This window comes from Burkholderia multivorans ATCC BAA-247 (assembly GCF_000959525.1).
Classification (GTDB): Bacteria; Pseudomonadota; Gammaproteobacteria; order Burkholderiales; family Burkholderiaceae; genus Burkholderia; species Burkholderia multivorans.
This window is the reverse complement of record NZ_CP009832.1, coordinates 1,818,579-1,831,622: the sequence shown is the minus strand read 5'-3', so window position 1 is coordinate 1,831,622 and position 13,044 is coordinate 1,818,579. Positions and strand designations below refer to the sequence as shown.

The 13,044-nt window shown below is 65.7% G+C and carries 9 protein-coding genes; 1 reads left to right on the top strand and 8 read right to left on the bottom strand.

What is annotated here, in order from left to right:
* Positions 1-76: 76 nt before the first annotated feature.
* Complete coding sequence (locus NP80_RS20920) at positions 77-1,315, top strand: M23 family metallopeptidase (RefSeq protein ID WP_006404856.1); 1,239 nt, start codon at positions 77-79, stop codon at positions 1,313-1,315.
* Here NP80_RS20920 and NP80_RS20915 read toward each other — a convergent pair.
* The 8 genes from NP80_RS20915 to NP80_RS20880 all read right to left on the bottom strand — a co-directional run bounded on the left by NP80_RS20915 (position 1,300) and on the right by NP80_RS20880 (position 13,044).
* On the bottom strand, positions 1,300-2,052 hold the full coding sequence (locus NP80_RS20915) for an amino acid ABC transporter permease (RefSeq protein ID WP_006404857.1): 753 nt from the start codon (positions 2,050-2,052) through the stop codon (positions 1,300-1,302). The two genes, NP80_RS20920 and NP80_RS20915, sit on opposite strands and share 16 nt — an antisense overlap.
* Positions 2,053-2,054: 2 nt before the next feature.
* Positions 2,055-2,777, bottom strand: a complete 723-nt coding sequence (locus NP80_RS20910) for an amino acid ABC transporter permease (protein WP_006400124.1) — start codon at positions 2,775-2,777, stop codon at positions 2,055-2,057.
* 112 nt (positions 2,778-2,889) lie between these two features.
* Entirely contained in the window at positions 2,890-3,705 is an 816-nt protein-coding gene (locus NP80_RS20905; RefSeq protein ID WP_035488234.1) for an ABC transporter substrate-binding protein, read from the bottom strand.
* 440 nt (positions 3,706-4,145) lie between these two features.
* Positions 4,146-5,450 carry an MFS family transporter gene (locus NP80_RS20900; RefSeq protein WP_006400128.1) on the bottom strand — a complete coding sequence of 435 codons (1,305 nt, stop codon included), beginning with the start codon at positions 5,448-5,450 and terminating at the stop codon, positions 4,146-4,148.
* A 232-nt stretch (positions 5,451-5,682) separates the two neighbouring features.
* Positions 5,683-7,356, bottom strand: coding sequence for a SpoVR family protein (locus NP80_RS20895; protein ID WP_006400130.1), 1,674 nt, complete (start codon positions 7,354-7,356; stop codon positions 5,683-5,685).
* The gene (locus tag NP80_RS20890) at positions 7,353-8,621 is read right to left on the bottom strand and encodes a YeaH/YhbH family protein (protein ID WP_006400132.1); all 1,269 of its coding nucleotides are present in this window, start codon (positions 8,619-8,621) and stop codon (positions 7,353-7,355) included. Before NP80_RS20890 ends, NP80_RS20895 begins: the two co-directional genes overlap by 4 nt.
* Positions 8,622-8,746: 125 nt before the next feature.
* Complete coding sequence (locus NP80_RS20885; RefSeq protein WP_006400134.1) at positions 8,747-10,669, bottom strand: PrkA family serine protein kinase; 1,923 nt, start codon at positions 10,667-10,669, stop codon at positions 8,747-8,749.
* A 566-nt stretch (positions 10,670-11,235) separates the two neighbouring features.
* A complete protein-coding gene (locus tag NP80_RS20880; protein ID WP_045594123.1) occupies positions 11,236-13,044 on the bottom strand; it encodes a methyl-accepting chemotaxis protein in 1,809 nt (602 codons plus the stop codon).

Sequence of the window (13,044 nt, the reverse complement as noted above, 5' to 3'; positions counted from 1 at the left end):
CCCGTCGCCGTTCGACGGATGAGCCGCCGGCGGTCCCGCCCACACCCCCGTGAACCGCTTTTCTGGATGTGGACCCTTGCTCAAGTTTGCCGCAACTCGTGATGCTTCCGCGCCCGGCCGCGCGCAGCGCTTCGTGCGCGCGCTGGTGCCCGCCGCGGTGCTCGGCGCGCTCGCCGCGCTCGGGCTGGCCGCCGCCCTGCCGGCCGTCTCGCAACGGCCCGGCCCCGTCGACGCCGACACGGTCGTGCTGCCGCAGCGCGTGCTGTCCGACACGCCGTTCCCCACCGCACAACATTTCGTGACGAGCGAACTCGCCCGCACGATCGGCGAGCGCAGCGCGCAGCCCGGCCTGTTCGCGCCGCTCAGCGCGCACCGCAACGACATGCTGGGCTACGCGAACCTGTTTACGCTCGCGCCGCCCGAGCCGCTGCACGGCATGCGCGCGGGCACGATCGAGCTGTCGCTCGCCGATACGCTGAACCGCATCGACGTACCGCCCGAAGTCCGGATCCAGCTCGGCGATCTCGTCAGCGGCAAGGTCGCGATGCACGCGAGCGCGAAGCGCGGCGACTATTACCGCGTCGCGTTCGATACGCGCGGCGAAGCACCGCGGCTCACCGCGCTCGAGCTGCGCGTCGCGGGCCGCACGTTCGGCGCGATCTGGTTCCGCGCGCCGGGCGCCGAGCACGGCGCGTACTACACGCTCGACGGCGCGCCGCTCGAAGCGGCCGCGTTCACGATGCCGGTGAAGTGGACGCGCATCAGCTCGTTCTTCGGCGAGCGCATTCATCCGCTATCGCAGGCGATGGCGTTCCATACGGGCGTCGACCTCGCCGCGCCGTCCGGCACGCCGGTCGCGGCCGCTGCCGCCGGCGTCGTGTCGTTCGTCGGCACCGATCCGGGCGGCTACGGTCATTACGTGATCGTCGATCATGCCGACGGCTATTCGACGTACTACGCGCACCTGTCCGCGTTCGCGCGCGGGCTCAAGGTCGGCGAAGTCGTCAAGCAGGGTCAGCGCATCGGCTCGGTCGGCATGACCGGCGCGGCGACGGGTCCGCACCTGCATTTCGAGGTGCGCGTCGCGAACGAGCCGGTCGATCCGCTCGTCACGCTCGCGAGCGCGCAGACGGCGCTATCCGACATGCAACTGACCGCGTTCCGGCAGGAAGCCGCCGAATGGCGTTTCCGTCTCGCGTCGATCAGCACCGCGCCGTTCGCGTTCGTGCAGAACGACGGCCCGCTGTGGGGCGACTTCGCGATCGACAAATCGACGCTGCGCGCCGTGTTCGACACGCACTACGCGGCGTCCTGATCGGCGGCGATACGCGGCGCGCGCGGCGTGCACGCCGCGGCGTCGCATGCGCGGCCCCGTTCGCGCGGGCCGCGCGACAGCAACCAGCGCGCGGCGCCGTCGAGCGACGTGCAGATGATGAGGTAGATCGCGGCGACGAACAGGAAGATCGGCGCCGGATACACCATCAGCCGGTTGTTCACCTGCGTCGCGACGAACGACAGCTCCGGCACGCCGACGATATACGCGAGCGACGTGTCCTTCACGAGCGCGACCCACTGGTTCACGAACGACGGCGTCATGATGCGCACGGCCTGCGGCAACAGCACGTGGCGCACGGTCTGCCAGCGCGTGAGCCCGAGCGACAGCCCCGCTTGCCACTGGCCGGCGCCCGCCGCGACGATCCCCGCATGCACGGCGTGCGCGAGATACGCGCCGCCGACGAGCGCGAGTGCACACACGACGCTCGCGAGCCCCGGCACGTCGGTATGCAGCAGGATCGGCATCAGGAAATACGTCCAGAAGATCAGCATCAGCACGGGAATCGCGCGGAAGAAGCCGATGAACGCGAGCAGTAGTGCGCGTGCCGGCCCGCGCGCGAGCGCCATCGCGACGCCGAGCCCCACGCCTAGCGCCGCCGACGCGACGGCCGACGCGATCGCGAGCACCAGCGACAACGCGGCCCCGCCGAGCGGGCCGTCCGGGAACGCGCCGACCAGCAGGTACGGGAGATTGGAGAACAGCAGCGAGAAATCCATCGTCAACGCCCTGCCCCGAGCCGGTCGCGCCATTGCGTAGCCGCGTACGCGCCGGCCTCGATCGCGGCCACCGCCGCGACATACAGCACGGTCGCCACGCCGAACGCGGCGAAGGTCTTGAACGTCTCCGTCTCGACCTGCCGCGACGCATACGACAGCTCGGCGACGCCGATCGCCATCGCGAGCGACGAGTTCTTCACGAGATTCATGTATTGGCCGAACAGCGGCGGCAGCGCGATACGCACGGCCTGCGGCAGCACCACGTAGCGCAGCGACTGCAGCGGCGTAAGCCCGAGCGCCGCGGCCGCGTCGTGCTGTGCGCGGCGCACGCCGCGCAGCCCGGCTTCGCATTCCTCGGCGACGAACGCGGCCGTATAGGCGCTCAGCCCGACCCAGCCCGCGACGAATTCGAATGACGGCCATGCGAGCGTGAGCGGCCCCATGCCGAGTTCGTGGCGTGCGTTCAGCCACGCCGTCCAGGTGTCGGGCAGCAGCGACGCGACGCCGAAATACCAGAACAGCAACTGCACGAGCAGCGGCGTGTTGCGAAACGCGACGACATAACCGGCGGCCAGCGCGCGGAGCCCGCTCGCGCGAGCATGCCGCGCGACGGCGAGCAGCAGCCCGCCGACGGTTGCAGCGAGCGCCGACGCGGCCGCGAGACCGAGCGTCAGCAGGAAGCCGTGCCAGAGCCAGAACAGATATTTGGGCGCCAAGCCGAGCATGATGCGACGGTGCGGGCGCGCAGCGCGCGCCACGAAGAAAGAAGCAGAAAACGCCGCGATCCGTGCGCGCCGGCCCAGCCGGCGGCCGATCGCGGTGCGCGGGGTGTGCGGCTCAGGTCTTGTCGCCGATGCGGAAGATGCGCGCGAGCGGCGTTTTCGTCGTCGGCCCGAACCACGCGTCGTAAATCTGCGCCGCGCGGCCGTTCGCCTCGAGCCCCTTCAGCGTGTCGTTTACGAAGCCGAGCAGCCGCGTTTCGCCCTTCGGCACGCCAACGCCCATGTAGTCGTTCGAGATCGTAAACGGCGGGATCTCGTAGTTCTGCTTGTCCGGCACGTTCGCGAGCAGCCCGATCAGCTTCGGGCCGTCCTGCGTGATCGCCTGCACGTTGCCGGCGCGCAGCGCGGCGAACGCGAACGGCGTGTCGTCGTACGCGACGATCGTCGCCTTCGGGAATTTCTCGCGCAGCGTGATTTCGTTCGTCGTGCCCTTGTCGGCGCCGATGCGCAGTCCGTTCAGCTGGTCCGCCGACTTCAGCACGCCCTTCTTCGCGAGAAACTGCTGTCCCGACGAGAAGTACGGGATGCTGAAATCGACCTGCTTCGCGCGCTCTTCGGTGATCGTGAAGTTCGCCAGCACGAGGTCGACCTTGCCGGAGGTCAGGAACGGAATGCGGTTCGCGGGGTTCGTCGGCTGAAGCTGCAGCTTGACGCCGAGCTTGTCGGCGAGCGCCTTCGCGTAGTCGACGTCGAGGCCGACGATGCGGTTCGTCTTCGCGTCGACATAGCCGAACGGCGGGTTGCTGTCGAACGTCGCGACGCGCAGCACACCGGCCTTTTTGATGTCGTCGAGGCGATCGGCCTGCGCGGCGGTTCCTGCGGCGATGAGTGCGACCGCGACGAGCGCCTTGGCGAGCGTGTGGATTTTCATGAGCACGACCTGTGTTGTTGTGAGGCCGCCGCGGATTGCGCGGCGGCCGGTTCGACGGATTTCACGGCCTTGTCGTGCCGCGAAGCCGCTAACGTAGCAGCGCGTGCGGCGAATTCGAACCAACAAATGGTGCTTTGCTCTTCGGGTTTCGTGATGAGTGCGGCGCACGTCGCGCCGCGGACAAAAAAACGCCCGCTGCATGCAGCGGGCGTGAATCCCAGTCAAGGAGGTGTCACACGAACTACGGAATCAGGGTAAGGAAATCGCGCGACGGCGGCAACGAATCGATTCGGATATCGTTATCGCGCGCGCCGCGAAGCGCTTGCGTACGCGCATGCGAACGCGGCGAGCGCGCAAAAAAACGCCCCGCCGCAATGGCGGGGCGCTGCCGGTATCGCGGCCGGTCGCGACGGGCGCGCAGGCCCGCCGCGCTGTGCCGATCACGGCTCGTGACGCAGATACCCTTCCTTGCTCGGATCGCGCATCCGCCACGACACGATCAGCGAGATCGCGCACAGCGCGGTCACGTACCAGTAGAACGTCTCCTCGCTGCCGATCGACTTGAACCACAGCGCGACGTATTCCGCCGAGCCGCCGAAGATCGCGTTCGCGACCGCATACGACAGGCCGACGCCCATCGCGCGCACTTCGGGCGGAAACATCTCGGCCTTGATCAGGCCGCTGATCGACGTGTAGAAGCTGACGATCGCGAGCGCGACCGTGATCAGCACGAACGCGGCGACCGGGCTCGTCACGCCCTTGAGCGCATGCATCAACGGCACGGTACCGATCACGGCGAGCGAGCCGAACAGGATCATCGACATGCGTCGGCCGATCTTGTCCGACAGGGCGCCGAACAGCGGCTGCATCAGCATGTAGACGAGCAGCGCGACGGTCATCACGTTGCTGGCCGTCTTCGCATGCATGCCGGCCGTGTTCACGAGGTACTTCTGCATGTAGGTCGTGAACGTGTAGAAGATCAGCGAGCCGCCGGCCGTGAAGCCGACCACCGTGAAGAACGCGCCCTTGTGCTCCCAGACGCCGCGGATCGTGCCCGCGTCCTTCTTGTCGCGCGACTCGCTCGTCGACGTTTCGTCGAGCGACTTGCGCAGATAGAGCGAGATCAGCGCGGCCGCCGCACCGACGACGAACGGAATGCGCCAGCCCCAGGCCTTCAGTTCGTCGTGCGACAGCGTCTGCTGCAGGATCACGAGCACGAGCAGCGCGCACAGCTGGCCGCCGATCAGCGTCACGTACTGGAACGACGCGAAGAAACCGCGCCGCCCCTTCAGCGCGACCTCGCTCATGTACGTCGCGCTCGTCCCGTATTCGCCGCCGACCGACAGCCCCTGGAACAGGCGCGCGACGAGCAGCAGCGCCGGCGCGAGCGCGCCGATCTGCGCGTAGGTCGGCAGCACGGCGATCACAAGCGAGCCGCCGCACATCATCAGCACGGAGATCATCATCGCGGTGCGGCGGCCGTGGCGGTCGGCGATGCGGCCGAACAGCCAGCCGCCGATCGGACGCATCAGGAAGCCGGCCGCGAACACGCCGGCCGTGTTGAGCAGCTGCGTCGTCGTGTTGCCGCTCGGGAAGAACGCGGGCGCAAAGTACAGCGCGCAGAACGAATAGATGTAGAAGTCGAACCACTCGACGAGGTTGCCCGACGAGGCGCCGACGATCGCGAACACGCGCCGCCGGGTATCGTGCGCGGACAGCGCGGCTTGGTCGGTCTGGACGTCCATGGGTTGGTCTGTTCCTTATAGTGCTTGCAGAGAGGGGCGGCCGGGGTGCCGCCGCGTGCGGTCGCCGTGGCACCGGTTCCGGGTGCACGGGCTACGCGATTTTAGCGAAATGTAAAGTAACAGGCTTTCCGGGTTCGTCCCGATGTAGAAAATTTTTCTCGCATCATGCGCGCGTCATATGAAAACGCCAGCCCGAAGGCTGGCGTCCGATGCAAACAAGGCTGGCAGCCGATCAGAGCCGCACCTCCGGCGGCGTATAGCGGCACTCGTAGCGCTTGCGCACGGTGCCGGCCTCGTCGACGCTCTCCAGGTACACGTCGAACTGCCACAGCCGCGCCATGTGCTTGAGCACCTCGTCGCTGTCGTTCGACAGGTGGCGGTTGTCGGTCATGAAGTGGCGCAGCGTCAGGCTGCGGTCGCCGCGCGTGTTCACGGCCCAGACCTGGATGTTCGGCTCGCGATGGTGAATGTCGTACTGGCGCGACAGCGCCTGCCGCACGTACTGGTAGCCGGAATCGTCGTGGATCGCGGACACCTCGAGCGCGTCGCGCATGTCGTCGTCGAGCACCGAGAACAGCCGCATCTCGCGGATCAGATGCGGCGACAGGTACTGCGCGATGAAGCTCTCGTCCTTGAAGTTGCGCATCGCGTAGTGCATCGCGGGCAGCCACGGCGTGCCGGCGATTTCCGGGAACCACTTGTAGTCCTCTTCCGTCGGCGATTCGCAGATGCGCCGGATGTCGCTCATCATCGAGAAGCCGAGCGCGTACGGGTTGATCCCGCTGTAGTAAGGCTTCGTGACGGGCGGCTGATAGACGACGTTGCTATGCGAATGCAGGAACTCCATCATGAAGCCGTCTTCGAGCTTGCCCTGGTTGTAGAGCGTATTGAGCAGCGTGTAATGCCAGAACGTCGCCCAGCCTTCGTTCATGACCTGCGTCTGCCGCTGCGGATAGAAATACTGGCCGATCTTGCGCACGATGCGGATCACCTCGCGCTCCCACGGCTCGAGCAGCGGCGCGTTCTTTTCCGCGAAGTACAGCAGGTTTTCCTGCGGCTCGGGCGGATAGCGCTCCTCCTGCTCTTCGGCCAGCTCGGGCTTCTTGCCCGGCAGTGTGCGCCAGAGCTCGTTGACCTGCGACTGCAGATACGCCTCGCGTTCGCGCCGCAGCGCGGCTTCCTTCGCGAGCGACGGTTTCTGCGGACGCTTGTAGCGATCGACGCCGTAATTCATCAGCGCATGGCACGAGTCGAGCAGTTCCTCGACGCGATCGAGCCCGTAGCGCTCCTCGCATTCGGCGACGTAGTTCTTCGCATAGACGAGATAGTCGATGATCGCGTGCGCGTCGGTCCACAGCCGGAACAGGTAATTGCCCTTGAAGAACGAGTTGTGGCCGTACGCCGCGTGCGCGATCACGAGCGCCTGCATCGTCATCGTGTTCTCTTCCATCAGATACGCGATGCACGGATTCGAATTGATGACGATTTCGTACGCGAGCCCCATCTGGCCGCGACGGTAGCTCTTCTCGGTCGCGAGGAAGTGCTTGCCGAACGACCAGTGGCGATAGTTGACGGGCATCCCGACCGACGCGTACGCGTCCATCATCTGCTCGGCGCTGATCAGCTCGAGCTGGATCGGGTAGATATCGAGTTCGTACTGCTCGGCGACTTGCGCGATGTGCGTGTCATATTCCTCGAGCAGTTCGAACGTCCAGTCGGACGGGCACGGCAGCGGCTTGCGTTCGGCCACGTTCATACGCGCTTCCTTTTGCCCGGCACCGGGCAAGTCGGCGGCCGGCGTGGCGCCGGCAGCGCCGCGTTGCTGCGATGCGGCACGGCCGGTGTCGTCGCCGGCAGGACGCGGCTCGTAGCCGCGCGACTCGTTGTGCAGGTGGCGGGTCGTCATGACATTTCCACCTGCTTTTCGAACAATTCGCGAAAGACCGGGTAGATGTCGGCAGCCGATTCGACTTTCTTCATCGCCAGATGCGGCTGCGACAGCGCCAGCTGCGCGTACTCGAGCCACAGATTCTGCTCCTCCGGCGCGACCTGGATGTACGCGAAGTAACGCGTCTTCGTGAGAATATCCTCTTCCAGGATTTTGCGACACTTCGGCGAATCGTCAGTCCAGTTGTCGCCGTCGGACGCCTGCGCGCCGTAGATGTTCCACTCCGTGGGCGAGTAGCGCTCGTTCATCACCTTGCGCATCAGCTCGAGCGCGCTCGACACGACCGTGCCGCCGCTTTCGGTCGAATGGAAGAACGTATCCTCGTCGACTTCCTCCGCGCGCGTATGGTGACGGATGAAGACGACTTCGATGCGCTCGTAATTGCGCTTCAGGAACAGGTACAACAGGATGAAGAAGCGCTTCGCGAGATCCTTGCGCTGCTCGTCCATCGAACCCGACACGTCCATCAGGCAGAACATCACGGCCTGGCTCGACGGCTGCGGCTGCTTCACGCGATTGATGTAGCGCAGGTCGAACGGATCGATGAACGGAATCCGCCAGATGCGCCCTTTCAGATGATGAATCTCTGCTTCGAGCGTCGCGATTTCCGCGCGGCGATCCTCGGGGTCGCTCTTCAGCGCTTCGAGCTGCGCTTCGAGTTCGCGCAGCTCGTTGACGAGCGGCGAGCCGAGCGCGATGCGCCGGCCGAGCGCGCTGCGCAGCGAGCGCACGACGTCGATGTTGTTCGGCGTGCCTTCCGCCGACCAGCCCGCGCGCACGTTCTTCCAGCTCGGCACCGTCAGCAGATGCGTCTTCACGAGCCGCGGCAGTTCGAGATCGTCGAAGAAATACTGCATGAATTCGTCGCGCGACAGCTCGAACACGAAGTCGTCCTGCCCTTCGCCCTCGTTGCTCGCCTGGCTGCCGCCGCCGCCCGCGCCGCCCTGCGGACGCGGGATCTTGTCGCCGCGTACGTAGTCTTCGTTGCCGGGATGCACGTACTCGCGACGCCCGCCCGGCCCGTGGCGAAACGTCGGTTCCGCGATGTCCTTGCGCGGAATCGTGATGCTTTGCGTGCTCTGGATGTCCTTGATGCTACGATCGCGCACCGCGTCGGAAACGGCGCGACGAATGTAGTTCTTGACGCGACGCAGAAAGCGTTCGCGATTGGCAATGCTCTTGTTCTTGCCGGCCAGCCTGCGGTCGATGATTTGATGAAGCACTCCCGGTCTCCCGCTCGAATGTCGATATGCCGGGACGCTCGCCGCACATGCCGTCTGCCGTCATGCGGGCGGCGTCTCTGAGGTTGCCCGTGCGGACCGTCCGCACGGGCGCCGTACCGCGCGCGTCATGACGACTTGCGCACGCGCAGGTACCAGTCGCAAAGCAGCCTCACCTGCTTCGGCGTATAGCCCTTCGCGACCATCCGGTTCACAAAGTCTTCATGCTTGCGTTGCTCCTCGGCCGAGCCCTTCGCATTGAACGAAATGACCGGCAACAGTTCCTCGGTATTCGAGAACATCTTCTTCTCGATCACGACGCGTAGCTTCTCGTAGCTCGTCCACACCGGATTCTTGCCGCCGTTCGCGGCACGCGCACGCAGCACGAAGTTCACGATTTCGTTGCGGAAATCCTTCGGATTGCTGATGCCGGCCGGCTTCTCGATCTTCTCGAGCTCCGCGTTCAAGGCGGCGCGGTCGAAGCTCTCGCCCGTGTCGTGATCGCGGAATTCCTGATCCTGGATCCAGAAGTCGGCGTACGTGACGTAGCGATCGAAGATGTTTTGCCCGTACTCCGAATACGATTCGAGATACGCCGTCTGGATCTCCTTGCCGATGAACTCCGCATAGCGCGACGCGAGCACGTCCTTCACGAACGACAGATACTTCTGCTCGGTTTCCGGCGGGAACTGCTCGCGCTCGATCTGCTGTTCGAGCACATACATCAGGTGCACGGGGTTCGCCGCGACCTCGCTCGAATCGAAGTTGAACACGCGCGACAGGATCTTGAACGCGAAGCGCGTCGATACGCCCGTCATCCCTTCGTCGACGCCCGCATAGTCGCGATACTCCTGATACGACTTCGCCTTCGGATCGGTGTCCTTCAGGTTCTCGCCGTCGTACACCTGCATCTTCGAGAACAGGCTCGAGTTCTCCGGCTCGTGCAGCCGCGACAGCACCGAGAACTGCGACATCATCTTCAGCGTGCCCGGTGCGCACACGGCCTCGGCAAGCGACGAGTTGCGGATCAGCTTCTCGTAGATCTTCACTTCCTCGGACACGCGCAGGCAGTACGGCACCTTCACGACGAAGATCCGGTCGAGCAGCGCCTCGTTGTTGCGGTTGTTGCGGAACGCCTTCCACTCCGACTCGTTCGAGTGCGCAAGGATGATGCCGTCGAACGGAATCGCGCCGAAGCCCTCGGTGCCCTTGAAGTTGCCTTCCTGCGTGGCAGTCAGCAGCGGGTGCAGCACCTTGATCGGCGCCTTGAACATTTCGACGAATTCGAGCAGCCCCTGGTTCGCGAGGCACAGCCCGCCCGAATAGCTGTAGGCGTCGGCATCGTCCTGCGCGTACTGCTCGAGCTTGCGGATGTCGACCTTGCCGACGAGCGAGGAGATGTCCTGATTGTTCTCGTCGCCCGGCTCCGTCTTCGCGATGCCGATCTGCCGAAGGATCGACGGATAGCGGCGCACGACGCGGAACTGGCGGATGTCGCCGTTGTACTCGTGCAGCCGCTTGACGGCCCACGGGCTCAGGATGCTCTTCAGATAGCGGCGCGGAATGCCGTACTGCTCCTCGAGGATCGGGCCGTCTTCGTCGTAGTCGAACAGCCCGAGCGGCGATTCGTTGACGGGCGACCCCTTCAGCGCATAGAACGGCACGCGCTCCATCAGTTGCTTCAGACGCTCGGCGATCGACGACTTGCCGCCGCCGACCGGGCCGAGGAGGTAGAGGATCTGCTTCTTCTCTTCGAGCCCTTGCGCAGCGTGACGGAAGTACGCCACCACCTGCTCGATCACTTCCTCCATCCCGTAGAACTCGCGGAACGCAGGATAGACCTTGATGACCTTGTTCGCAAAGATCCGCGACAGGCGCGGGTCGTTGCGGGTATCGATGTGTTCTGGTTCCCCGATTGCAGCCAGCATGCGTTCGCCGGCCGTAGCGTACGCCGATGGATCGTTCTTGCAGAGCGCGAGGTACTCCTCAAGCGAGAACTCTTCTTCTCGCGTTTTTTCGAAGCGGTTCGCGAAGCTGCTGTAAATATCCATGCTACCTCCCTCGCCTATGTCTGAAGACGTGCCTGCCTTCTATGACTGCGCAGAAGCAAGCGCGTTCGAATTCATCCTAAACCCTTTCTTATTTTTTTTCACGAACTCGTTGTATGAAGTTCGACATTCTCCACAACACCGTCCGCACAGCGCATTTCGACGCTTTACAATCGATGTTCCGAGCCGCAGAAACTGCATCCGCAGCGTCTCGTCGAGCAACGAAACATCTCGTCCATCGGACGCTTCCGTCGTCGCCGCTTCCCCCCTTCATCCCTAGACGTTCGAGCAGCCGTTTGCGACGACACGTTTGCCACGCCGTTACAAATTTTCTTCGAACAGCCCTTACGGAGATACCCGTACGACCGGTGCGTCATCGAGGAGCACGATGCGCGCCCGGCCGCGGCGCGGCCTGCGCATCGCGCGCGTGACGATGCGCTGCACGTCGAGATGCGCGGCGGATCGGCACGCAGGCCGTTACGCATCGTGTCCAGCGCGGAAACGACGACGCCCGCAGGCTGCGGGCGTCGGGCGTGAGCAAATGGGGATAGATGATGCGCGCGTTCGACTCAGAACGTCTCCCAATCGTCGGCGCCGGCCGTCGCGAGCTGCGGCGCCGCGGCAGGCGCGGCAGCCGCCTTGCGTGCGGGCGCCGGCGCAGCCGCGCGCTGCGACGGTGCATCGCGCTCGTCGCGAGCGGCAGCCGGTGCGGAAGACGCCGCGCGCACGACGGCCGACGCGGCCTGTGCGGGCGACGTGCTCGACGTGCTCGACGCGGTAGTCGCACGCGGCGCGCGGCGCGCGGCATCGGCTGCGCCTGCCGCCGGCCGCGCCGCGTCGTCGAGCCGGAACACCGACGTCGCGTCGCGCAGGCGCGCCGCTTGCTCGTCGAGCGACTGCGCGGCAGCCGCGGCCTCTTCGACGAGCGCCGCGTTCTGCTGCGTGACCTCGTCCATCTGCGCGACGGCGCGCGCGACCTGGTCGATGCCGCCGCTTTGCTCCTCGGACGCCGCCGCGATCTCGCCCATGATGTCGGTCACGCGCTGCACCGCACCGATCACGTCGTTCATCGTGCGCCCCGCTTCGTCGACGAGCGTCGAGCCCGAGCGGATCCGCTCGACCGACGCGTCGATCAGCGCCTTGATTTCCTTGGCCGCGCTCGACGAACGCTGCGCGAGACTGCGCACCTCGCCCGCGACGACCGCGAACCCGCGCCCTTCCTCGCCCGCGCGCGCGGCTTCGACCGCCGCGTTCAACGCGAGGATGTTGGTCTGGAATGCAATGCCCTCGATGATCGCGATGATGTCCGCGATCTTCGCCGAGCTCGCATTGATCTCGCCCATCGTGTCGACGACCTGCCCCACCACCGTATTACCCTTGTTTGCAATTTCCGACGCATTCGCGGCCAGCGAGCTTGCCTGGCGCGCATTGTCCGCGTTCTGTTTCACGGTGCCGGTCAGTTGCTCCATGCTCGACGCCGTTTCCTGCAGCGCCGCCGCCTGTTCTTCCGTCCGCGACGACAGGTCGATGTTGCCGGCCGCGATCTGCCGGGCTGCCGTCGCGATCGACTCGCTGCCGCCGCGCACCGTGCGCACCGTGTCGACAAGCCCGCGCTGCATCTTCGCGAGGCCGTCGAGCAGCTGACCCATTTCGTCGCGTCGGCTCACGACGATCGTGCGGCGCAGATCGCCCGCGGCAATCGCGTCGAAATGCGCGAGCGCGTCCGCGAGCGGCCGGCCGATCGCGCGGCTCAGCGTGACCCACGACAGCAGCGCGGCGACGAGGCCGAGCGCGAGCACGACGATCGACACGACACGCAGCGCGTCATACACCGATTCCGCATGATCGAACCGCGCTTGCCCGTCGCTGAACTGGAAGTTGCGCAGCGCTTCGTTCGCGCCGGCGAGTTCGTTGAAGCGCACCTGCAGCTGCTTCGCGCCGTCGCCGATCCGGTCGTGGTCGCCCGACGCGATGGCGCTCGCGAACGCGTCGCAACTGGCTTGCAGCGCCTGCCGCTTCGCTGCGACGTCCTGCGCGAGCCGGTCCTCTTCCGGCCCGCGCGGCAGCGCAAGATACTTCTGCCACCGCGCGTCGGACTGTGCGCGCATGGCGCGGCTGCGCTCGATGGCGGCAGCCGAGTCGGGCGTGCCGGCCAGCAGTGCCGCGCGATCGAGCGCGAGCCGCTCGCGGGCCGCGAACATTTCGGCCACCGACACGTTGACCGCGCTCGGCATCTGGTTCGTGAAGATCTCGCGCGTCGACTCGTTCGCGCTCGTCATCCCGTACAGACCGAGCACGCCGATTACGCCCAGCAGCGCGGCGAGAAAAGCCATTGTCAAACCGATACGCGCACGTATCGTCAGGTTCCTGAAGACCAT